The sequence below is a fragment of the Mesorhizobium sp. M0618 genome (assembly GCF_040320765.1).
Lineage (GTDB): Bacteria > Pseudomonadota > Alphaproteobacteria > Rhizobiales > Rhizobiaceae > Mesorhizobium.
In genome coordinates this window covers 12555-36607 of the sequence record NZ_JAMYQH010000049.1, presented here as the reverse complement: position 1 = coordinate 36607, position 24053 = coordinate 12555, and the positions used below count along the sequence as shown (strand labels likewise).

At 63.7% G+C, this 24053-nt stretch carries 13 protein-coding genes; 9 read left to right on the top strand and 4 right to left on the bottom strand.

Going from position 1 to position 24053, the window contains the following annotated elements; translation table 11 throughout:
- Positions 1–280 precede the first annotated feature (280 nt).
- Positions 281–1372, top strand: a complete 1092-nt coding sequence (locus NKJ04_RS32010; protein WP_352679749.1) for a Gfo/Idh/MocA family protein — start codon at positions 281–283, stop codon at positions 1370–1372.
- Between the two features lie 321 nt (positions 1373–1693).
- Complete coding sequence (locus NKJ04_RS32005) at positions 1694–3130, top strand: amidase (RefSeq protein ID WP_352679745.1); 1437 nt, start codon at positions 1694–1696, stop codon at positions 3128–3130.
- Positions 3131–3411: 281 nt separating this feature from the next.
- Here the strand turns inward: NKJ04_RS32005 and NKJ04_RS32000 are convergent, their stop codons facing one another.
- Positions 3412–4656 (bottom strand): M24 family metallopeptidase, encoded by a 1245-nt coding sequence (locus tag NKJ04_RS32000; RefSeq protein ID WP_128304314.1) that lies wholly within the window; start codon positions 4654–4656, stop codon positions 3412–3414.
- Between the two features lie 67 nt (positions 4657–4723).
- Positions 4724–5290, bottom strand: a complete 567-nt coding sequence (locus NKJ04_RS31995; protein ID WP_352679743.1) for an invasion associated locus B family protein — start codon at positions 5288–5290, stop codon at positions 4724–4726.
- Between the two features lie 257 nt (positions 5291–5547).
- On the opposite strand from NKJ04_RS31995, the gene NKJ04_RS31990 reads away from it, so the two are divergent.
- From NKJ04_RS31990 to NKJ04_RS31965, 6 genes are all read left to right on the top strand, one after another.
- Positions 5548–17910: an inverse autotransporter beta domain-containing protein gene (locus NKJ04_RS31990; protein ID WP_352679740.1), complete on the top strand. Its 12363-nt coding sequence runs from the start codon at positions 5548–5550 to the stop codon at positions 17908–17910.
- 216 nt (positions 17911–18126) lie between these two features.
- A complete protein-coding gene (locus NKJ04_RS31985; RefSeq protein ID WP_127297636.1) occupies positions 18127–18627 on the top strand; it encodes a phage tail protein in 501 nt (166 codons plus the stop codon).
- A gap of 12 nt (positions 18628–18639) precedes the next feature.
- Positions 18640–19146 carry a phage tail protein gene (locus tag NKJ04_RS31980; RefSeq protein WP_128304313.1) on the top strand — a complete coding sequence of 169 codons (507 nt, stop codon included), beginning with the start codon at positions 18640–18642 and terminating at the stop codon, positions 19144–19146.
- 10 nt (positions 19147–19156) lie between these two features.
- Positions 19157–19681, top strand: coding sequence for a phage tail protein (locus NKJ04_RS31975; RefSeq protein WP_128304312.1), 525 nt, complete (start codon positions 19157–19159; stop codon positions 19679–19681).
- 29 nt (positions 19682–19710) lie between these two features.
- Entirely contained in the window at positions 19711–21027 is a 1317-nt protein-coding gene (locus NKJ04_RS31970; protein ID WP_352679735.1) for a DUF8189 domain-containing protein, read from the top strand.
- Between the two features lie 18 nt (positions 21028–21045).
- Entirely contained in the window at positions 21046–21582 is a 537-nt protein-coding gene (locus tag NKJ04_RS31965) for a GNAT family N-acetyltransferase (RefSeq protein WP_352679752.1), read from the top strand.
- Positions 21583–21902: 320 nt separating this feature from the next.
- Here NKJ04_RS31965 and NKJ04_RS31960 read toward each other — a convergent pair whose 3' ends face one another.
- Positions 21903–22172: a DUF6916 family protein gene (locus NKJ04_RS31960; RefSeq protein ID WP_352555984.1), complete on the bottom strand. Its 270-nt coding sequence runs from the start codon at positions 22170–22172 to the stop codon at positions 21903–21905.
- Between the two features lie 361 nt (positions 22173–22533).
- Between NKJ04_RS31960 and NKJ04_RS31955 the strand changes: the two genes are divergently transcribed.
- Positions 22534–23325: a SapC family protein gene (locus NKJ04_RS31955; RefSeq protein ID WP_352679732.1), complete on the top strand. Its 792-nt coding sequence runs from the start codon at positions 22534–22536 to the stop codon at positions 23323–23325.
- A 57-nt stretch (positions 23326–23382) separates the two neighbouring features.
- Here NKJ04_RS31955 and NKJ04_RS31950 read toward each other — a convergent pair whose 3' ends face one another.
- Positions 23383–23946, bottom strand: a complete 564-nt coding sequence (locus tag NKJ04_RS31950) for a type 1 glutamine amidotransferase domain-containing protein (RefSeq protein ID WP_352679729.1) — start codon at positions 23944–23946, stop codon at positions 23383–23385.
- Positions 23947–24053: the final 107 nt, after the last annotated feature.

Genomic DNA, 24053 nt, shown 5'->3' with positions numbered 1-24053 from the left:
CCGGACCTTGGCTCAATCGCTCTAATCCCACGAAATCTCTCTCGTGTAGATACAAGGTGTCGAGCGGAGCTCGACGGAGTGGGGGAAGGCGTTCGCCAAACGCGCAGTCGCCGCAAGACAGGCACAATCCGACGCGCAAGAAATATTAGGCGGGCGGCGAAGGTCGACCCCCACTCCGTCGAGCTGCGCTCGACACTCTCCCCCGATCGACGGGGGAGAGGAAGGGCAGTGAGCGGCGGCGCTGATCGCCGTCCACAATTCAATCAATTGGGAGGCAGCGGTGTCCGACAAGGTAAAAGTGCTGGTGGTGGGTCTTGGCAATATGGGTGCGTCGCATGCCAGCGCCTATCACCGCTCCGAGGGTTTTCAGATCGTCGGCATCATGAGCCGCTCGATCAAGAGCAACACGAAGATCCCGGCCGAACTGGCGAACTATCCGCTCTATGAGGATTTCGACCAGGCGCTGAAGGAGACGAGGCCGGACGCCGTGTCGATCAACAGCTGGCCGAACACCCACGCCGAATACGCGCTGAAGGCAATCGCCGCCAACTGCCATGTGTTCATGGAAAAGCCGCTCGCCACCAACAATGAGGACGCCGAAAAGGTGGTCGCGGCGGCGCGCGCCAAGAACCGCAAGCTGGTGCTCGGCTATATCCTGCGCGTCCACCCGTCATGGATCAAGTTCATCGAGGTCGGCAAGACGCTCGGCAAGCCGCTGGTGATGCGGCTCAACCTCAACCAGCAGAGCAGCGGCAGCGCCTGGCACTGGCACAAGAACCTGATCGATTCGCTGATCCCGATCGTCGATTGCGGCGTCCACTATGTCGACGTCATGTGCCAGCTGACCGGCGCCAAGCCGGTGCGCGTGCACGGCATCGGCGCCAAGCTCTGGGCGGAGGCCGACAAGCAGAATTACGGCCATCTGCACGTCACCTTCGATGACGGTTCGGTCGGCTGGTACGAAGCCGGCTGGGGTCCGATGATGAGCGAGACGGCCTATTTCGTGAAGGACGTGGTCGGCCCCAAGGGCGCGGTGTCGATCGTCGCCGGACAGCAGGCGAGCAGCGCCGCCGACACCGCCGAGTTGTCGAACTCCGCCGACATCGACCGCCACACCAAGACCGACGCGCTGAAGATCCACTATGCCGCTGTCGATGGCGACAAGAATTTCTCCAAGCCCGACGAGATCGTCAGCATGGAGGACGAGCCCGGCCACCAGGAACTCTGCGACCGCGAGCAGGCCTTCTTCCTGCGCGCCATCCGCGAGGATCTCGACCTCACCGAGCAGGTGGATGCGGCGGTCAACAGCCTGCGTATCGTGCTGGCCGCCGAGCAGAGCATCGCGCTGGGGCGGACCATCGACCTGGCCTGACGCAATTCCCGTCTCCCCGTCCCCATTCGAGGCTGTCGCATATGGATTCTGGCGAAGAAGGACCCCCACCCTAACCCTCCCCACAAGGGGGAGGGAAGCTGCCGCGCTCTTCATCCTCGGTGTTAAACGCCTGTGATTTGCCGAGTTCAGCGCCTACAGAATCCCCCTCCACCTTGTGGGGAGGGGTTAGGGGTGGGGGTATTCGTAGGGCGAAAAGCTAGGTTTCTTGAGTGCCTTGGTCCCTCTCGACAGAGGGTGCCGGGAGGCGGCGCCAAACGTTGGCAAGATCAACGAACGACGTTGAAAAATTGGGAGAGAGACATGATCACCGAAAGTCTGCTGAAAACCTATGCCGAGTCCGACGCGCTCGACTTGGCTGGACTGGTGCACAGCGGCCAGGTTTCACCGGCGGAACTGGTGGAGGCAGCGATCACGCTGGTCGAGCGGCTCAACCCGGCGCTCAACGCGGTCATCCATCGCCTCTACGACATGGCGCGCGCCCAGGCCGAAACGGTCGACACATCAACGCCCTTCGCCGGTGTGCCGTTCCTGCTCAAGGAGCTGGCCTCGTCCTGGACCGGGGCGCCGAACACCAATTCTTCTTTCTACCTCAGGGATGTCGTTGCCGATTTCGACACTGAAGTGGTGCGCCGCATGAAGGCGGCCGGGCTGGTGCTGGTCGGCAAATCGAACGCGCCGGAAAATGGCTGGTCGATCACCACCGAGCCGAAACTCTACGGTGTGACCAAGAACCCGTGGAAGGAAGGCATCACGCCCGGCGGCTCGAGCGGCGGCGCTGCCGCGGCCATCGCGTCGCGCATGGTGCCGATCGCCGAGGCCAGCGATGGCGCCGGCTCGATCCGCATCCCGGCCTCCTGCTGCGGCATTGTGGGCTTAAAACCGTCGCGCGGACGTGTCAGCCTCGCGCCGTTCGGCGACTATTGGTATGGCGGCGCCTATTTTCTCTGCTGCTCGCGCACCGTGCGCGACACCGCGGCCTATCTCGATGCGGTTGCCGGCGCGCTGCCCGGCGATCCCTACACGCCGCCGGTTCCAGATGGCAGCTGGCTCAGCCTCTCGGCACGGGCGCCGAAGAAGCTGCGCATCGGCTTTTCCGTCACGCCGCCCAACGGCACGGCGATCGATCCGGAGGTGAAGGCGGCGGTGCTGGCGACCGTGGCGGCACTCGAGCGCCTCGGCCACCATGTCGAGGAGCATGACATGCCGCTCGACGCCAATGCTGTGTGGAAGACCTACACCAACATGACCTGCGTGCAGACGGCGGCGACGTTCGACTACCTTGAGACGGTGGTGGGGCGGCCGGTAACGCCAGGCGATGTCGAGGCGGTGACTTGGGCAATCATCGAGCGCGGCCGCTCGACCAGCGGCATCAGGCACATCTCCGATGTCGAGCAACTCAGGCAGGTCGGCCGCGACATCGCCGGCGACCTCGGCGCCTACGATCTCTTCATCACCCCGACCCTGACGCAGCTGCCGCGCCCGCTCGGCTATTACGACATGTCGGAAACCGACATCGACCGCTACAACGCCAAATGGGCGGACTCGGTGTTTGCCTTCCCCTTCAACATCTCCGGCCAGCCGGCGATCTCGCTGCCGCTCGGCTGGTCGAAAGGCGGCGTGCCGATCGGCGTGCAGCTCGTCGGCCGCTACGGCGACGAGGCAACGGTGCTGGCCGCGTCGGCGCAGTTGGAGCAGGAGATGCCGTGGAAGGGGCGGCGGCCGCCGGTGAGTGGGTAGGTGCTGGGCACCGCGTGCGGCTTCGAGATTGGCCAAATCCGCCCATCGCTTCGTCATCCACGGGCGGAGCAAGGAGCGCAGCGACGCAGCGCAGACCCGAGGATCCATGCCGCGACTTCAAAGCGTCGCTACGATGAAGAGTTCTGCTCCGCTGCATTCCTCGGCCAAGGTCACGGCATGGATCCTCGGGTCTCCGCGACGGAGCTTCGCTCCTGCTCCGCCCGTGGATGACGAAGGTGGGGAGGCTTCGGCCAATCTCCAGCGTGCAGACTCAAAGCCGGCTATCCAATCCTCTCCAACCGTCTCGGCAGACGATTCATGGCAACAGGCCCGTCCGGTGTGATCAGGAACTGGTCCTCGAGATTGAAGCTGGCGAGGCGGTCTATGTAGAGTGGGATTTCGAAGGCCAGCACCATGCCGGCTTCGATCACGACATCGCTGTCGGCCGCAATGAACGGCCATTGCTCTGAGAAGACCGACTGGCCGACGCCATGGCCGAAATGGCCGCGGCGGTAGGTACGCAGCCCTTGCCGCGCCAGGCTGTCGGTGGCCACGCGATGCACTTGGGCGAGCGTGGTTCCCGGAACAAGGGATGCCAGCCCGTCGTCAAAGGTCCGCTCGGCGATCGCGTGCAGTTCGGCCTGCTCGGCGGATGGCGGCCCGAAGGTGAAGTTGCGCGACATGTCGGAGGCGTAGCCGCCGACCGTGCAGACCATGTCGCACTTCAGCGGATCGCCCGGCATGGCTTTCGCATCGGTGCTTTTGAGCCGGGCGCCGAGCGTCACATATTCGGCCGTGGCGACCGGATGGGACAGGCCGGCCGCGGCCGTGGCGACGCCTTGCCGATAGAGGGCAATGAGATCGGCCTGACGCATGCCGGCCATGGCATCGACCTGCAGCCGCTCCAGCCCGGCCTCCGACAGGATGATGCCTTGCTGCAGCAGATCGATCTCGCGCGGCGACTTGACGGCCCGCAGCCTGTCCAGCACGGTCGAGCCGTCGACCATCGTGCAGCCCGGCAGCAGCGCCTGCATGGCGGAGAAATCAGCGGCGGGAACAAAATCGAGATCGACGCCGATCGTTGCGCGCTCGAGCCCGAAGCCGGTCAGGATCTGCTTCAGCTCATGGACGGAATTGGCCAACTCGAATGTAGCGGGCCGGGTAATGGCAGGCGTCCAGCCGGACGAGCCAAAGCCGGCCACTATGCGCCGCGCCAGCCCTTGCGCTGGCCTCGAGGCGTCAAACGTGGCGAATTCGATCCAGATCGGGTGGCTGCGGATGACGGCGTCGGGCAGAGCCAGTTGCAACTGTCCCGCATTGAAATCCGCCACCACCACGCCGATCGGCAGGCCTTGGCGGGCCGGGATGACGACGAAGCCGGCGCCGGCGCGCCGGAACAGTCCCGCCGGGCCGATCGAGGCGCCGGTCGCATAGTGGAAGGCCTCGGGTGCGCACAGCACCAGCGCCGCGATGCCCGCGCGCTTCATCAGTTGCGCCGCGCGCCTGCGATCGACAAAGCCTGTCATGATTTCCCCACTGTTCGAAGCGGCAACGAAGCACTCCGCGCATCGACAATCAAGCCGCTGACAGCAGCTACTTGATCGATTCCAGCTTGGCGACGGCGGCCGTGAAGCCAGCCAGCGACACCGGGATGGTGACCGGCTTGCGGGTGACCGATTCCATGCCGATGTTCAGATTGGTGCCGGACTTCATTGCCTTGATGAGATCGGCCGACAGCGGCGTGGCGGCATAAGCGCCGTTCTGGTCGCTGGTCTGGATGGCAATCGTCGTCTTCTGGCCCTGGTCGATCTGGAAGGAGGCGCCGGACGGCAGGAACAGGCCGTGTGGCAGGGCAAGCAGCATGGCGAGGCTGCCATTGCCGTTGTCGCGGCGCACGGTCACGGTCAGCACGCGCTGCCCGGTCTTGGCCTCGGTCAGGTTCTGCGAAACCTGGCACTGAAGCTCGCTGGTCGCCGAACCGCTGGAGCAGTTCACTGCCCATGGATTGGCATCGGCCGGTTTTGCATTGCTTTCAGCCGGCTTTGGCTGGGCCGGCTTGGCATCTTCGGCAAGGGCTGGGCCGGCGGCCAGACCAACCCACAGGGCGGTCAGCCCCGCGGCCACGCCAAGTAAATTAGACTTCGCTAAAGTAGCTGTCATGTTATTTTGCCGGACGTCTTGCATGTTTCCTCACCGCGCCCGGTATTCTCCCGAGCACGGCTTGATACAACACCCGCGGCTGTTTCGAAAGCTCGACCGGAGGGAAGCAAGCCGGCGAAATTACTGTGACCTTTCGGATACAGCGAACAATTTTACAGGGAGCTTTCAGAAATCGGAGCGCCCGAGACTCGCTATACAATAGAATTCGATTAAGGATTTACACGGGGCGCGTGTAGTCCCCGAAGGACTCGCCAGGGATGGGAACTACCGAGACTTCTCGGCAAGTTGGTGAGATAGCGGCGCGTGGGGAGGATTTCCACGCTCGCGCCGGCTATCGCCGTTCGCGAATCGCCAGGCATCTCTGGAAGACGACGGCGCTGACGACGCTGGCGCTCGGCCTTTCCGGTCCGGCGGCCCATGCCGATCCGAACGGCCTGTGGCAGCCGCAGATCCGCGCTATCATCGGCGCCGACAACAATGGCGGCAACGCCGCGCTCGAAGGTTTCATCCCCCTCAAGCAGACGGCCGAATCCGTGCTGTTCCTGGATGTCCGGGCCAAGCACGATTTCAAGGATGGTTTCGGCCAGGATGTCGGCCTCGGCATTCGCCGCATCGTCAACCCGGACCTGATGATCGGCGGCTACGCCTACCTCAACATCGAGAACTACAACTCCACCCAGTTCACCGCCGCCACGCTGGGCGCCGAGGCGATCACGCCTCATTTCGATGCGCATGTGAACGTCTATCTGCCGATCAAGGGCGATTCGACGGATCACTCTGCCAGCTCGACCCTGTCGATGGTCAGCAACCAGCTGATCGAGCAGATCTCGGTCATCGACCACCGCGACTACGCGGCGTGGGGCATCGAGGGCGAGATCGGTGCGCAGGTGCCGGTCGCCCTGCCCGACAAGCATTCGCTGCGGCTGGATATCGGCGGCTATCATTTCGAGGATCCGCATGGCGACGACGGCAGCGTCACCGGCGCCAAGGCCGGGTTCGAGTATACGATCGGCGATGTCTTCGGCAGCAACACGGAACTGGTCTTCGCCGGCGAGGTCCGCAACGACAATCGCGACGACACCCAGTTCGCCGGCAGTGTGCGGCTGAACATCCCGTTCAATCCTGGCAGCGGCTCGGACAATGCCGCCAATGGGGCCGACAACGGGGCCGACAGCGGGGCGGAGCCGGTCTATCCGGTCAGCGAAGGCCTTCGCAAGCGCGTCAACGAACGGGTGCGTGGCGACATCGGCGTCCGCGTCCAGTCACAGACGCTGACCGGCGGCACGACGACGCGTGTCGCCATCAACGCCGCCACCAATGCCGCCTTCGGCAAGTTCTATTTCGCCGATGGCGGCCTCGCCGGCGCCGGCACGCTGGCCGACCCGACGACGCTGAACGACGCCGTGACCAAGTCGGGTGCGAACGGCTTTGTCGTCGCGCTTGGCGGCAACGGCAATCTGACGACCGGCGGCGTGACGCTCGCCAATGGCCAGACCGTCATCGGCGGCGGCGAAAGCGTCACCGCCAGGCTTTTCGGCGGCGGCACCAGCACCTTCAACCTGGGCGGCAGCGACGGCACGATCCAGGGCACCAACGTCGCCAACCCCGTCATCACGCTGGGCAACGGCAACACGCTCAACGGCATCACCATCACCGGCGGCGCCGACGGCATCTTCGGCAACAACATCACCGGCGCGACGCTGACCAATGTGACGGTCACCGGGGCGGGCGGCAACGGCGCCGACTTCACGGGCAGCTCGACCGGCATCACCGGCTCCAACTTCACCGCCACCGGCAACGGCCTCGACGGCCTGCACATCGACGGCGACGGCACCTACAATTTCACCGGCACGATGCTGCTGCAGGGCAATCTCGACGACGGTCTCGATATCACCGGCAAGGGCACCTACACCTTCGCCACCGTCAATGCGCAGGACAATACCGACCGCGGCATCACCGTGCAGGGCACCTCGACCGGAGGGACGTTCACCACCACCGGCGGCACAATATCGGGCAATGGCGGCACCGCCGTCTTCATCGATCCGATCACCGCTCATGTGGTGCTGGACTCGATCAGCCAGAGCGGCGGCACGTCGGGTGTCGTGCTCGAGAATGTCGCGGGCAGCTTCACCGTCAACGGTGCGACGACGATCTCCGACACGACCGGACCAGCGATCGCCATTTCGGATTCGCCGGCGACGATCCGCTTCGGCGACATCAGCATCACCAACCCCAGCGCCGACGGCATCTCGTTTGCCGGCGTCAATGCGGCGGTGGTCGCCGGTAACATCGTCATCTCCGGACTGGGTGTCGGCACCGGCCTCGACTTCTCCGGAGCCAGGACCAATTTCACCGCCCAGTCGCTCAACATCACCGGCACCGGTGCGGCCGGCTCGATCGGCATCGACCTGACCTCACCGAGTGTTGGCGGGGCGGTCATCACCATCACCGATGGCGGCGTCATCACCAATGTCGATACCGGCGTGCGGCTGGGCATTGCCGGCACGCCGGGGGCAACGGCCAACGCCGAATTTACCTTCGGCGGCGATTCCAGCTCCATCTCCGGCATCACCGCCTCGCTCGATGCGCGCGGGCTCAATGAGGGCAGCGGCCACTACGCCTTCGGTACGACACAGTTTACCGGCCCGCAACTTTACGATCTGCGCAACTACATCTTCGTCGCGGCCGGGGCTTCGGGCGGCGGCACGTCGATCGCCGACCTCGCCTCGATCGATTATGCCGACAGCATTACCGCCAGCGACGCCATCATTGTGCTGGTCAACCGCGGCACAATCGACGACGCCACCGGCTTCTCGCTGAGCGACGGACAGGAACTGGCCTCGTTCGGCAACGGCCGCGAGTTCTCGCTCGGCGGGGTGCCGTTGAATGTCACCGGCACCAACGTCCATCATGACGAATCCATCTCGGATTCCGCGGGCGCGGCAACGCTGACCAGTTCCGGCGGCGGCGATGTCGTGACGCTGGGCAACGGCAACACGTTGCTCGATTTCAATATTTCCGGGGGCGCCGCCGCCGGCATACACGGCCTGGGCATCAATGGCCTGACCGTCCAGGGCGTGACGGTCAGCAATGTCGCAACCGGCCTCTTCCTCGATGGAGTGACTGGTACGGTCTCGGTCGACGACCTGACCGTCCAGACCGCATCTCAAACCGGCATCGCGCTTGTCGGTTCGAGCGCGACCGTCAATTTCACCGGCAACACCAAGATCACCAACGCCACCAGTGCCGCGCTGTCCACCAACAATTTCGACGGCATCGCCACCTTCGACGATCTCGACATCACCGGCGGCGGCGTAGGCATAGGCATCGTCGGCGGTTCCAGCGGAACCTTGACCTTCGGGGTCGGGAGTTCCATCGCCAACACGAGCAGCAACGCCTTCTCCATCAGCAACTCGACGCCCAATGTCACCTACAACGGCACCATCAACCAGACCGCTGCTACCAGCGCGGTGACGATCTCCGGCATGAGCGGCGGCAGCGCCACGTTCGGCGGAGCGATCACCGCCAGCACCGCCACCGCCTTCGCGATCAACCTGAGTGGCAACACCGGCGGCACAATCAAATTCACCGGCGGGCTGGATCTGACCACGACGATCGGCACCGGCTTCAGCGCCACCGGGGGCGGCACGATCACAGTCGCGGCCGCAGGCACGGAGCGGATCACCACCGGCACCGGCCACGCGATCTATCTCGACGGCGTCACCATCGGCACCGGCGGCATGGCGTTCGACAGCATCACGACAGGCGTCGTGGCAGCCACGGCGCTCAATTTCAATGCCGTCTCGGGCGGCCAGTTCCTGGGTGGCAATGTCACTATCGGTGGCACCGGTGCCGGCATCAACGGCGTTGCAATCAACGCTTCGTCATCGACCTTCACCATCACCAATTTGGTGACGACCAATGTCGCGGGCACCGATGTCAGCCTGACCAACAACACGGGCTCGATCACGATCCTCGGTGGCACCATCACCAATTCGGGCGCTGGCGACGGTGTCGTCATTTCCGGTGGCAGCGCGACAATCGGTGTAGCGGCCAACATCTCCAGCTCGGCAACCGCGCCAGCCACGGCGGTCAAGGTCGACGGCACCACTGGCGGCTCGGTGACTTTCAGCGGCAGCGTCACCTCGACCGGCAACGGCAATCTTTTCGCGATCGGCTCGTCGCTGCCCCCGGTCGGCGGCGCGATCAGCTTCACCGGCCCGACACTCTCGGCGACAGGCGGCGGCGGTGTGGTTGTTGTCGGCCTTGCCGGCACGGCGACGCTGAACGTCACAGCTCCGCTGTCGATCACCGGCGCGACGGCTACTGGCCTGGCCGTCGCCAATGTCGCCAGCACCGCATCGGCGACCTTCGGGGCGGTGACCGTGTCGGGCGCCACGGGCAATGGCATCGACATCACCAACAATGCCGGCGCCGTCACCTTCGGCACCACCAGCGTGACGATGGGTTCGACCGTCGGTCCAGCCGGCATCAACTTCGCCCTGACCAATGCCGATGTCACATTTGGAACAACCAATGTGACGATGGGCTCCGGCGCCAACCAGACCGGCATCGACTTCAGCGGTTCGTCAACGACAGCCGATTTCGGCGTGACGACGATCACCGGCACCGACGACCTGACCTCGCGCGGCATCGACCTGTCGTCGACCATCGGCAACAAGACCATCACCTTCCTGCAGGGCTCCAGCATCTCGAAGGTCGGCGTCGGCGTCGAACTGTCGTCCGGCGGCACAACGGCGACGTCGGCCAACGCCAATTTCACCTTTGGCGACGGCAATGCGGGCGACGGGCTGGAATCCTTCATCAGCGCGGCCAGTGGCGGCTACACGGTCAACACGATCGGGCTCGATCCGACGCTCGGCAATTATGATTTCGACGATGTCGCCTTCACCGGCAGCGCCAATCTGGCCAGCGCGGTCGGCGGGGTCGTCATGATTTCCCAGGACGGTGGTGTGATCGCTGCCGGCACCAACGGGCTCAGCGCCGCGGTGACCACGGTCACGGCCGCCCAGGCCGATGCCATGACCGGCACACTGACCTTCGCCTTTGTCGGCACGGTCGATCTGAGCGCCACGCCGTTCACGCTCGATTCGGGCCAGTCGATCGCCGGCTTCGGCAACGGCAGTTCGATCATCACCTCCGGCACCATCCAGCCAATCAATGTCCAGGGCAATCTCGGCGCCACCGGCGGCAACGTCACCGGCAATGAGGGCGTGGTCAAGAGCACGGGCGGCGATACCTTGCAGCTGCTCGGCAGCAACCAGGTGCGCGACACCGCGTTCGACTTCAGCGGCGGCAGCGGTTCGGTCTTCCTTGTCGACCAAGGTACGATCGTCGACAATGCCGGCGGCATCTTCATCGAAGGCGTCACGATCACCAACGTCGCCGCGGGCCAGACCGCGTTCAAGGTCGTCGGCCTCGACAGCAATTTGTCGATCACAGACAACAACATCAACGTTGCCGGCACGCTGCTCGACGTCGATGGCGGCGCCGGCAACATCACGGTCACGCGCGGCACCTTGCCCAACAGCGGATCGGCTGGCACGCTGACCGGCGGCGGCATCTCGATCGCCAACCGCAGCGGCGGCACGGTCGATTTCACCGACAAGGTGACGGTCAACGGCAATGGCGTCTCGCTGACAGGCAATGCCGGCTCCACGATCACCTTCGCCGATGTCGACATCACCACGAACGGCGTGACAGCGTTCAGCGCCACCGGCGGCGGCACGGTCAATGTCGTGACCGGCACGATCAATGCCACCAACGCGCAGGCGGCGGCGCTCGACGGCATCACGGCCGGTATCAACTTCGCCTCGACAAGTGCCACATTCGCTTCCGGCAGCGGCGTCAACCTGCAGAACCTCAGCGGCACGGCAAGCCTCGGCACCGGTACGCTGACCAACACCGGTTCGGGCACGTCGTTCAATGTCGGCTCGGGGACCGCAGGCAGCGGCGGCAACGCGACGATTTCCTATGGCGGCACGATCGCCAGCAACGGCACGGGCGCCGCGGTGTCGATCCAGAGCATGACCGGCGGCTCGGTGACGCTGTCGGGCAATCTCACCGATACCAATGCGGCAGCCGGCGGCAACATCGTCGTTGCCGGCAACGACGCGGCCGCGATCACCTTCTCGGGCACCAGCAAGGTGATCAGCTCGGGCGCGACGGACGGCGTGAGCTTGGGTATCATTGGCAATTACGCTTCAGCCGTCCCGGCACTCAATACCAACAGCACGATCGACTTCACCAATGGTGGCCTTGCTATAACGACAATGACCGGGGCGGGCTTCGTCGCAATTGGCGATTTAGGCCCGGCTGGCGCAACCTCCACCATCATTACCGTCACCGGCGCCGGCAACAAGATCAATGCCGGCAGCGACGGACTTGTGGTGTATGGTGCCAATGTCGGCAGCGCCGGCATTACCTTCGACAGCATCTCGGCGGACTCCACGATCCCTGCCCTTCCCGGCGACCCCGGCGGTGCCGGCGTGACGCTGTTGGGCGCCAATCTCGTCGGGGATGTCAACGTCGGCGGCCTGAGGGATACTGGATACACCGGCGCCTGGCTGTACGCCCTGAGTGGCACCGGGGAGGTCAACTTCACCGGCACGATTGATCTCGACGTCCAATATGCCGGGTTCGATATCGGCGGTCCCGAGGTTGGCACCGTCAACATCGCCAATGTCGCCGGATCCACCCTGACCATCGATGGCGGCCAGTTCGGCATCATACAGAGCTCGCAGGGCGGGACCGTCAACGTCGGCGTCAACGGCAGCGCCAGCATCACGAACACCACCCTCTCGGCTATCAGCCTCGGCGGCGGCAATGACCTGGCCTTCACCACGCTGACCTACAAAGGTTCGATCACGGTCGGTGCGGGATCGGTGATAAGCGCCAGCGGCGATGCGACCCGTCTGAACATGAGCGGTTCCGTCGTTTCCACCACGTCATCGACGGCCTTCGACTTCTTTGGCCATGCCGAAGGCATATACGATATTTCGAGCACCATCGATCACAGCGGTGGCGAGGGTGTCGCCATCGGCGGCTCGGCCAACGGCACGGTCACCTTCTCTGGTACGTCGAAGATATTCAACACCGGCGCCAACGATGCCATCGTCAAGGCACCGTCATACGTGATGGACCCGCAGACCAAGGGCACGCTCAACTTCACCAATGGCGGCCTCGTCATCACCACCAGCAGCGGCGCCGGCTTCACCGCCAGCACCTTCGGTTCGGGAACAGTCAGTGTCACCGGCGACGGCAACACCATTACCACCACGAACGGCGGCACGGCGCTGAAGCTTGGCGACGCGACGGCGGTCGTCGCCGGGGCGAAAGGCGCGACGGTCGGCGCCGGTGGTATCAAGTTCGATACGATTTCGAGCAACGGTGCTGCGACCGGCATATCGCTCAACAATGTCAGCGGCGGCACCCTCAATCTCGGCGCGGTCAACCTGCAGGGCGTCACCACGACCGGCGCCCAGGTCTCTGGCACGCTCGGCTCGACGCTGAATTTCGCCAGCCTGACCATCGGGCTCAATGCCGCCAATGCGGTCGGCCTCGACCTCAACGGCGCGGCGCTCGGCGCGAGCAACATCACCGCGGACGATTTTGATGTAGACGGCGGCGGCTTCGCCGGCACGATCGGAATCGACATGGCCGGCACCACCGGCACGGGCACCATCCAGCTCGGCGACACCGTCAACAACAATCCGGCCGGCCAGAAATCGACTATCGCCAATGTCGGCTATGGCGTGCAGTTCTCCAGCGCCACCAACGCCAGGCTGGTGTTCGGCGACGGCGCCGGCCCCGCCGAATCGTCGATCGCAACCACCGGCGGCCAGGTCATCCACACCACCGATACTTTGCCGACCAATGGCGACTACAATTTCGATGACGTCAATTTCACCGGCGACGTTTCCAACCTGTCATCGATCAGCGTCTACTACGTCACCGAAGGCGGCACCGGCGACGGCAGCCTCGCCAATCCGGGCAGTTACGCGGGCGCACAGGCTTCCACGGCCAACGTCGTGGTGCTGATCGACAAGAACGTCAACGGCGCCCAGGAAACCATCGACCTCAGTGGCACCACGTTCAACCTCGATGACGGGCAGGTGCTGCTCGCCTTCAAGAGCGGCGACGCGGCGGTCGATGTTTCGCAGCTCGGTGTCGACACCAGCAGCGGCGCCTCCGCCGCGTTCCACTTCACCACGGTGCAGAACTCGCCGATCATTTCGGCGCCGGGGGGCATCGACACGCTGCGGCCGGTCCTGCAGAGCAACAACGCCACGCAGGTCATCAACCTGGCGACATCAGGCAGCGGCATCTTCACGGGCGGCATCCAGAACCTGATCGTCAGCAATCTCGGTTCCGGTGCGGGCGTTGCCGTCAACGCCACCGGCGCCTCCAGTTTCTTCGTCAGGAACAACACCATCGCCGCCGGCGGCAACGCGCTCGATTTCTCCACCACGGGAGCTCCGGCCAATACGCTTCTGCTGTCGATTGACGGCAACACGCTGCAATCGACCGGCTCCGGCCTCGCAGCGTCCTTCGCCGGTCAGAACATCAATGCGACCGACAATTCAATTGCGATCAGGTCATTTGCCGGCAACAAGGTGACCGGCGGCGCCGGCAGTGGCGGCATCGCCTTCAACAATGTCCGCTTCGATTCCGACGGCGCCGGCGGCACGGTCAGTGCCGGCACGCTCGGCATCGGTAACCCAGGCGCTCGCGTCCAGGGCAATGGCCTCAGCTTCACCACCACCAGCGGTACCCTTGATCTGGGCACGCTCAGCCTTGCCAACAATGGCGGCACCGGTGTCATCTCCAACACCAAGACCACCAATTTCACGCTGAACAACAGCGGTGGCGTGGTCACCACCAACAACGGCGCGGCATTCGATCTCGATCCGCTGACCGTCAACATGACGTTTGCCACCGTCAGCGCCCTAGGCGGTACCAACGGCATCATCTTCGACGGTGTCGCCGGGACCTTCACCGTCACCGGCGGGACAAGCATCACCAACACGACGGGCTTCGGCATCGATGCCATCAACACCAACACTGGCACCTTCAACTTCAACACGGTGACGGTGAACAATGTCACCGTCCCCAACACAGGCGGCGGCATCCGAGTCCAGACCGGCACGCTCAACGTCACCGGTCTCGCCAACATCGACACGACCAGCGGCGTTGGTCTCTCGCAGGCCGGCGGCACAACCAGCTTCACCAATGGCGTCACCATCGACACCACCGCCGGCACCGGCATTCTCGCCACCGGCGGCACGATGGGCATCACCGCTACGGCTGCCGCCCAGACGGTGAACGCAACCGGCGGCACAGCGATCAATCTCTCCGGTGTCGCCGCCACCATCGCGCTCGATTCGACCTCGTCGGCCGGCGGCGTCAACAATGTCAGCCTGACCAATGTCAGCGGAGCGCTCAATCTCGGCACCGGCGCGCTCAGCGGGGCGACGGGCGCGTCGTTCAATGTCGTCGGCGGTACGGCTGCCGTGAGCTATTCGGGCACGGTCAACAATTCGGGCGCATTCAGTCCGGCGCTGAATGTCCAGAGCCGGCTTGCCGGCGCCGGCCTCGTCGCACTGAGCGGCAATCTGACGGCCAGCGGGCTGGGCGTATCGCTGAACAACAATGCAGGCGGCACGGTGACGGTGTCCGGCGCCTCGAACAGCTTTACCGGTGGGGGCACCGGCATATCGATCACCGCCAACACCGGCGGCACCTACAACATCAGCGGCGCCAGCTACGCCATCGGCATGAGCGGCGGCGGGCTTGGCGTCGATATTGCCGGCAACAGCGCCCCGGTGACGGTCAATTTCAACGGCGGCGGTCTGGCGATCGTGACCTCGGCAGGCGCCGGCTTCAATGCCACGGGCTCCGGCACGGTCAGCGTCACCGGCGTGGGCAACTCCATCGCCACGGGCACCGGTGTGGCGATGAACCTGAGCGGCGTCACCGTCGCGGCCACCGGCATGAATTTTTCCTCGACCAGCAACGGCGCCGGCGGCAACAGCGCCGTCGTCCTCACCAACGTCATCGGGTTGGGGACGATCAATCTCGGCACCGGCACGCTGGTCGGCGGCAGCGCGGCAACCATCGCTGTCAGCGGCGGCACCGCCAACCTCAACTATACCGGCAATGTCAGCCAGGCGAACAATGCCACCCTGGTCAGCGTCGCGGGCGGCCACAGCGGCACGCTCAACTTCGCTACCGGTACGCTGTCGGCGACGAACGGCACCGGCCTGCAGTTCGACAATGCGGACGGCATCTACAGTTTCGTCGGCACGACGACGCTGAATGGCGGCAATGCCAGCGTCGACATCCTCAACGGCTCGGGCGGCACGTTCAATTTCGGCACCGGCACCTCGATCATCAGCCCCAGCGGCACGGCGTTCAACGTCAATGGCGGCACCGCCACCGTCACCTATGCCGGCACGATCACGCAAGCCACCGCCGGCCAGCGCATGATCGTCGTCGCCGACACCGCCGGCGGTTCGGTGAATTTCACCACCGCCGTGGCGAACGGGCTCAACGACACCGGCGGCACCGGCATTGTGATCGACGGGGCGGCGGGCAGCGTCACCGTCAACAATGCCAGCCTGACGGGCACGGCCGGCATCACCATTCTCGGCGATTCGACCAACAATGCGACCGGCACCTACACTTTCAACAATGTCGCCATCCAGACCGACGCGGGGGCTGCGAACAATGCCTTCGTCGTCGATGGCGACCAGGGCACGCCAGGCAATGACGACGTCAGCGCGGTCGTCAACCTGAACAATGTCGACATCACCAATCCTGGCGGCAATGTCGCCAACATCCGCGGCATGGCCGGCGGCTCGGTCAATTTCGACAGCGCCAGCACGATCACCCGCAGCGATGGCGGGCTGGGCATTGCCGTGCTCAGCAACGCCGGCGGCACAATCAACTTCGGCGGCGGGGTCAAGACGCTCTCGACCGGTGTCAACGCCGCCGTCATCCTGACCAGCAACCCCGGCGCGACCATCAACTTCTCCAATGGCGGGCTGGCGATCAACACAACGAGCGGCGACGGCTTCAACACCACGGGCGGAGGGACGGTGACGGTGCAGGGCACCGGCAACACGATCGCGTCCGGCACAGGCACGGCGCTCAACGTCGTCAACACGACGATCGGCGCCAGCGGGCTGAATTTCCAGAGCATTTCGGCGAATGGCGGCACCAACGGCATCGTGCTCAACACAACGGGCTCGGGTGGATTGACCGTGACAGGTGTCGGCACCACCGCCGGCTCGGGCGGCACCATTCAGAACACAACCGGGCGCGGCGCCAGTTTCATCAGCGCCAGCAACATCACGCTGAAGAACATGAATTTCACCAATGCCGGAACCACCGATCTCGACGCCGACAATTCAGGGCTTTCGACCGGTGACAACCTCGCGACCAACGCGGCCATCCACCTTCAAAACGTCTCTACGGCGACGCTGGACCGGATCGCCATTTCGGGCGGCGCCGAGCAAGGCATCAACGGCAATACTGTTTCGAACTTCACGCTCAGCAACAGCAGCATATCGAATGCGGGCAATGGCGCGGACGAAGACGGCATCCATTTCTACAACATGTCCGGCACCAGCGCGGTCACCAGCACCACGATCACAGGCAGCGGCGACGACAACTTCCAGCTGCAGACCCAGTCCGGCACGCTCGCACTGACGATTTCAGGCGGCAGCTCCACCGGCGCCGTGCTTGGCAGCGGGTATCTGTTCGGCATCCGTGGAACGTCGAACGCCACGATCAACTTCTCGGGTGCCAATTCGAGCAACAACTTCAGCGGTGGAATCGTCGCCGATGCGTTCGACAGCTCCACGATGAACCTGAACGTCATCAACAGCACGTCGAGCAGCAACAACGATCAGCTGTCCGTCAGCGCCGGGGACAACAGCGATGTGAGCCTCGTCGCCACCGGCAACACGCTGAGCAGTACGGCCACGGGCGACTTCGTCGTGGTGAGCCTACTCGGCTCGGCGTTCGACAACGGCTTCACTTTTGACGCTCGAATTGAAAACAACACCATCACGGTCGCAAACGGGCTGACAGCTGATGGCATATCGGTAATCAATGCCGGCGGCGGCGCCATGCGGGTCGGGATCAAAAACAACACCATCGATTATGCCGGCTCGCAACGCGCCATCCTTGTCCAGACCGGACAGGACGGCGCCGGCAGCATCCTGGCCCAGATAACCGGCAACGCGATTGACATCAAACTGGATGGCGCCGGAAATGCAGTCGCTGGCATTCTCGTTCAGTCGGGCATCACGTCGCCGACGGGAGATGGTTCATCCATCGATTTGAACATAGGCGGCGCCGGCGCTCTGGCCAACACCTTCACGCATTCGCTTGGCGGCACCATGGCGGCCGGCGACATCCGGGTACGTCAACGCAACAACGGGACGATCAACCTTAGTGGCTATGCCGGGGCCCCCACGGATCTGGCCGCCGCCATCGCCTATCTGAACAGCCGCAATACAGTTGTTTCTGCATCAACTGCGACGGCCGACTCGACCGGATTTACCGGGCTCGCCACGCCGCCGTTCCCGTGATGACGACGCTGATGAGGTAGAAAGGCCACCACTCGGCCGGTTCAGTGCCGTGATCTTGGTGCGATGATCTACAGCCTTGGATGTGTACTGTCTTCCTGCGCCTCTCGTTATTTAAATACTGTCTATTATTTTATAAATTACCTATTTTGTTAGAGAGCCAAGTAGACTTTTGTGTCGTTCCGTGTATTCTACTGATATCTTATGAGGGCGCGAGACATGGCCGAGCCATTTCTATCGGAAATCAGGATTATGTCATTTGTCTTCCCGCCCAAGGGTTGGGCACTCTGTAACGGGCAGCTTTTGCCAATCAACCAGAACCAGGCGTTATTCTCACTGCTCGGAACCACTTTCGGCGGTGACGGCCAGGTCAATTTCGCACTGCCCGATTATCGGGGACGTATCCCAATCCATGTCGGGAGCGGTCACACACTAGGCGAGCGCGGTGGCGAGCAAAGCCATACGCTGTCGATTTCCGAAATACCGACACACGTTCACGTTGCGCAGGCAAGCACAAACACCGGTAGTAGCCAGGATGGTGCGGGGAACGTTTTGGGGGTGGTTCCGGGGCGGCTTTATAGCGACTTCGCGAACGTGACGACGCTGAGCCCCAGCACAATTACCAGCATCGGCGGCAGTCAGGCGCATCTCAACATGCAGCCGTTCCTGACGCTGAGCTTCTGCATTGCCCTGCAGGGCATTTTCCCTTCGCCGAATTAAGGAGGCGCGACCATGGCACAGCCTTACGTTGGCGAGATACGCATGTTTGCCGGCAATTTTGCGCCGGCCGGCTGGATGTTCTGCGAGGGACAGCTTCTGCCGATCTCGGAGAACGAGACACTGTTCCAGCTGATTGGCACGACCTATGGCGGCGATGGCGAGAGCACTTTTGCGCTGCCCGACCTGCAAGGCCGTGTTCCGCTCCATCAGGGCAGCGGCTTCATCCTTGCGGAGACGGGAGGCATAGAGGAAGTCAATCTGACAATTTCCCAGATTCCGTCACACAGCCATCCGATGGTCGCGTCCCTGAACATTGGTCAAGATACCAGTCCCAGCGGGAAGGTCGTTGCACAGATTGGCGGTGGCGCCTTGCCATACATCCAGGACACGACCGATACCGACATGGCACAGCAGGCTGTAACAGCCGTTGGCGGCAGCCAGCCGCACAACAATTTCCAGCCGTATCTTTGCATCAGCTTTATCATTTCACTTTTCGGCATCTTTCCGTCGCCGACCTGAGAGGGACATCATGGCTGACCCGTTCGTCGCCGAAATCCGAATCTTCCCCTTTTATTTCGCGCCCAGGGGTTGGGCGTGGTGCGACGGGCAGTTGCTGCCGCTGTCGCAGAACACGGCATTGTTCTCGTTGCTGGGCACGACCTATGGCGGCAATGGCAAAAGCACTTTTGCCTTGCCCGACCTTCAGGGCCGCTCGCCGATGCACCCGGGGCAAGGACCAGGGCTTTCGCTGCACGATCTCGGCGAGACCGGCGGTACGGAAACGGTAAGCCTGCTCGAATCGGAGATTCCTAACCACACCCACGCAATGCGCGACCATGACATCGACCTGGGCGAACTCAATGCGCCGTCCTCGACGCGAAGCCTGGCCAAATCCACCAACGCAACAATCTATACCCCGGCGGCCAACCTGACGCAGATGAGCCCTCAAGCGCTCCCCCCTGCCGGCGGCGACCAGCCGCATAACAATATGCAGCCCTATCTCACCTGCTATTTCTGCATCGCGCTGCAAGGCGTCTTCCCGCCAAGAAGCTGAATTCCGAACTAAAAGGGCAGGACCGTACGATGGCCAAGAACGCAGAACCGAAGTCGAAGGCCCCCGCAGCGAAAGCCCCGGCGCCGAAAGCGGCTTCCAGGGCCAGTGTCCGCCCGGCGCCGTCCAGCCCTCCATCCATTTACCAGCACAAGCCGGCCGGCACGTCGTTTTTCGAACTGTCGCGGCTGATGGTGGTGGGGATCGATTCCGCCAAGGGGCAGTTGATCCAGAAGGCGCAGCTTTCGCCGAACGGGCCATGGCCTTCGGCCTGGTCGTTCATCGCGCCCGGCGCCTGGGTGATTATGACGGCGGGCCTCACCAAGGACGGCCGTGTCGCCGTGGTCGCGCAGCCATCGGGAACCACCAATCTGTCCTTCATCACCGAAGACGCGAACCAGATCGGCCCGGTCGAGAAATGGACCGCGCCGGTGAGCATCGGCACGCCGCTCGGCGCCACCTCCTATCAGAAGCTTTCGATGGCGCGCGATGCCGACGGCCGCATCGAGATCTTCGTCACCGACAATCAGGGCCGCATCTGGTGGATCTACCAGAATCCGGACCAGATCGTGCAGGTGCAGAAAACCATCACGCCGCCGGGCACGACGACACCGATCGTCGTCACGGTCGACGTGCTGACGCCGCCGGCCAAACCGTGGAGCGACTGGATCCAGATCCCCGGCGGGCTGGTGACGGTTTCGGCGATACGCCAGGGCGACGGCCGCATCGCGCTGTTCGGCATCAATTCAAACCTGCATCTCTATCGCTGCCAGCAGGCGAAGGCGCAGGCCCTGAAGGCCGCCGACTGGACGGGTTGGGTGCAGATCGACACGACCCAGACAGGTGGCTTCATCGAGATGGCGCCGGTCGTCGGCCCGCTGGGCGCCACCAATCTGTTCGCCCTGACCCAGAACGGCCAGGTGCTGCACACGCGCCAGATGCCCGCCGGATCGGATACGTGGACGCAGTGGGCGACACCCGGCTACTCCAGGGCGCCCAACCAGGCGCTTGCCGCCGGCATCCAGGGCGACGGCGATATCGTGCTGGTCGCCGCCGACCAGCAGCACTTCCTCCAATTCAACGCGCAATGGGATGCCTACACCCAAAACTGGTCGGGATGGCGCGATTTCGGCGCATCCCTTCGCTCGACGCGCCTGACGCTCAACTACAATGCCGACGGCCGGCTCGCTTTGTTCAGCCTGGCGCTCATGCCGGACGGCACCAACGGCCTGTGGACGATCAACCAGATGGGCATCGACAGTTCCGAATGGGAGTATAACTGGACGTCGCTGACCGACAACAATCTCAAGCAGATCGTCGTCGTGCGCGACCTGACTCCGCCGGTCTGACGGTTGATTTACGCCAGCGTGGCGCAAGCGAAGCAGGCCCGTCCGGTCTGGTCCCGGTCTGACACGGCCGGGCTCCGCTTTCGCGCTGCGACGGAAGCGGACTTGCCGTTCCTGTCGCGGCTCTATGCTTCGACGCGTCTCGAAGAACTCGCGGTGACGTCGTGGAGCGAGGCGCAGAAGGCCGAATTCCTCGGCATGCAGTTCCAGGCCCAGCATGCGCATTACCGAAAACACTATCCCGAGGCCGACTGGCTGGTGGTGGAACGCGATAGCGAAGACATCGGCCGCCTCTATGTCGAGCGCTGGCCAAGCCAGCACCGCATCATCGACATCGCCTTCCTGCCGCATCATCGCCGCAAAGGCTACGGCACCGCACTGCTCTGTGACCTCATCGACGAGGTATGGTTAGCCGGCAAATCAGCGTCGATCCATGTCGAGAAGCACAATCCGGCGAGACGGCTTTATGTCGCGCTGGGCTTCGCGGTCGTCGAGGACAAGGGCGTCTACGACCTGATGGCCTGTGCGCCGCCGGGGAGCGGGGCGGCTGGTTTGTGACGGCGAGCATCGCAAGCGGCGGCTCTCACCAGCTTCGTCATCCTAGGGCGGAGCAAGGAGCGGAGCGACGCGGCGCAGACCCTAGGATCCATGCCGCGACCTTTGTCCAAGATTGCTGCGCTTCAAGAAGGGCCTCGGACAGCCTGGGTGCACGAGCCGGCAGTAAAACAGCATTGCACCGTTGTCGCGCTCGAAAGTCGCGGCATGGATCCTAGGGTCTCCGCGACGTCGCTTCGCGACTGCTTCGCCCTAGGATGACGAACGAAGAGGAGAGGCTTCAGCTAATTTCGAAGCGATCAGACCCTCCCTGCGTCAAGCCTCTAATTGAACACCGCTTCGTAAAGCCGCCCGGTCGCATCGGCGGCGACCGGCACGATGAAGATCTCGTGGCTGCCGCTTTCCCCCGTGAAAAGATAGGTCGCCTGCGGCAATGCGATTTCGCGCGGGCCTTTGAACAGCAGCGAGAAACCGCCACCCGGGCGCGGGCTGGCGGCGATGGGCTTGACCGCGCTCAGTTCGAGCGGGATCTGCCGGCCCCCGGCTTCGACGGTGAAGGTTTGTCCCTGCTCGAAATCCGACACCGACGCCATTCCGTTTCCCTCAATCTGTCCGCTGGAGCGGTTCAGCGTTCGGATCGCTGATCCGGCTTTTGTTTCTTCGCAATTGCCAGGGAAAACCGCTCCACACTTTTCCTGGAATTGCTCCAGCGGAGGCACTGTCGCCGCTTCGCCGCAAGCTGTCCAGAGGCGGGCAGGCCGGCGGTCGTGTTCCCCAAGACAATCGACCGCCGCAAACCCAAAATACAGCACCGCCTGTCCTTTTATGCGCGCAAGAGACGCTGTAGTACTTTGTTCCTGCGCGGGATTCCTTTCGATCCAAGATCAGCGCAAACAAGCATAAATCCCGGCTTCGGGACCATTGGCAGCCTGATGGGCGTGCGGGAGACGGATGATGGCGGATGCAAAGACGAACGTGACGGGCGATGCGTTGCCGCTGTTCTATTCGAGGCCCGAGGCGCTCAATCCGGCGCGGCACGGCTCGCTTGGCCTGACCGCGCGCAGCGACTTCGGCTTCGCCCGCTCCGCGCACGCCATTCCGGTGGTCGCGTCGGAAATGCCGGCGGCGATGCGCTCCTACCCGATCGTCTTTATCGGCCCGGCCAAGTCGCCGGTGATCATCACCGGTGTGCGCCAGAACGAGAACCTGTTCGTCGATGCCGACGGCAAATGGACCGGGCCGCACTACATCCCCGCCTATGTCCGGCGCTATCCCTTCATCCTGGCCGAAGACCCGACATCGGCCGGCCGGCTGACGCTGTGCGTCGAACGGGCCAGCGACCGGGTCGTCGACCAGTTGCCGGCGCCGTCCCGCGATGACAAGATCCTGCCGTTCTTTACCGGCAACGAGCCGACCGAAGCGACCAAACAGGCGCTCGCCTTCTGCAACCAGTTCCAGATCGACTTCAGAGCCACCCGCGAGATGGTCGAAAAGATCGATGCACACAGCCTGTTTTCACCGCGCCAGAGCAAGGTGACGCTGGAAGGCGGCGAGGTGCTCAACCTCACCGATTTCCAGGTGATCGACGAGCCGGCCTTCAACAGATTGAGCGACGAGGCGTTTCTCGACCTGCGCAAATCAGGCGCGCTCGGCCTGCTCTATTGCCACCTCGCCTCGACCAACAGCTGGACCTCGCTGGTGCATCAGGCGTCGCTGCGGAAGGCGGATGGGGCGAAGAGCGCCTGAGGAAAACGGTGCGGGTTTTCCCGGCGTAACTTCCAACCGACGCGTCCGGACAGCCGGCTAGGCAGCAACCCTTCTGTCGTGCCGCCCTTCGCTGATCTCCTCAGCGAGCTTGTCGCAGAACGCCTCGAGATCGCCGGGGTTGCGGCTGCTGACGAGCCCCTGGTCGGTGACGACTTCGGTGTCCTCCCAAAGACCACCGGCGTTGATCACATCGGTCTTGATCGATTTGTAAGACGTGACCCGGCGACCCCTTACGATGCCGGTCTCGACGAGAAGCCAGGGCGCATGGCAGATCGCGCCGACGACCTTCTTGGCCGACCAGAACGATTCGATGAAGCCCAGGGCCTTTCGCTCGACACGCAGCAGATCGGGATTGATGACCCCGCCGGGCAGGACGATCGCGTCATAGGCGTCCGCTCGCGCCTCATCCAAAGTCTTGTCGACGGGAACTTCTCGGCCCCAGTCCTTGAGATCCCAGCCTCTGATCTTGCCGCTTGCGAGCGACACGACATCGACCTTGGCGCCCGCCTCGCGCAGCTTCTTCAGCGGCACCTCAAGTTCGGATTGCTCGAACCCGTTCGTCGCCAGGATAGCGACGTGCTTGCCGGAAATGTCCTGCATGGCTTTCTCCATCGTTGCGTTGATGGAGCGCTAACGAGGCGAGGCGGGAACCGTTCCTCGCTGTAATTTTATGTGACTCCTGGGGAATTCCGCCGAAACTCTTAGCC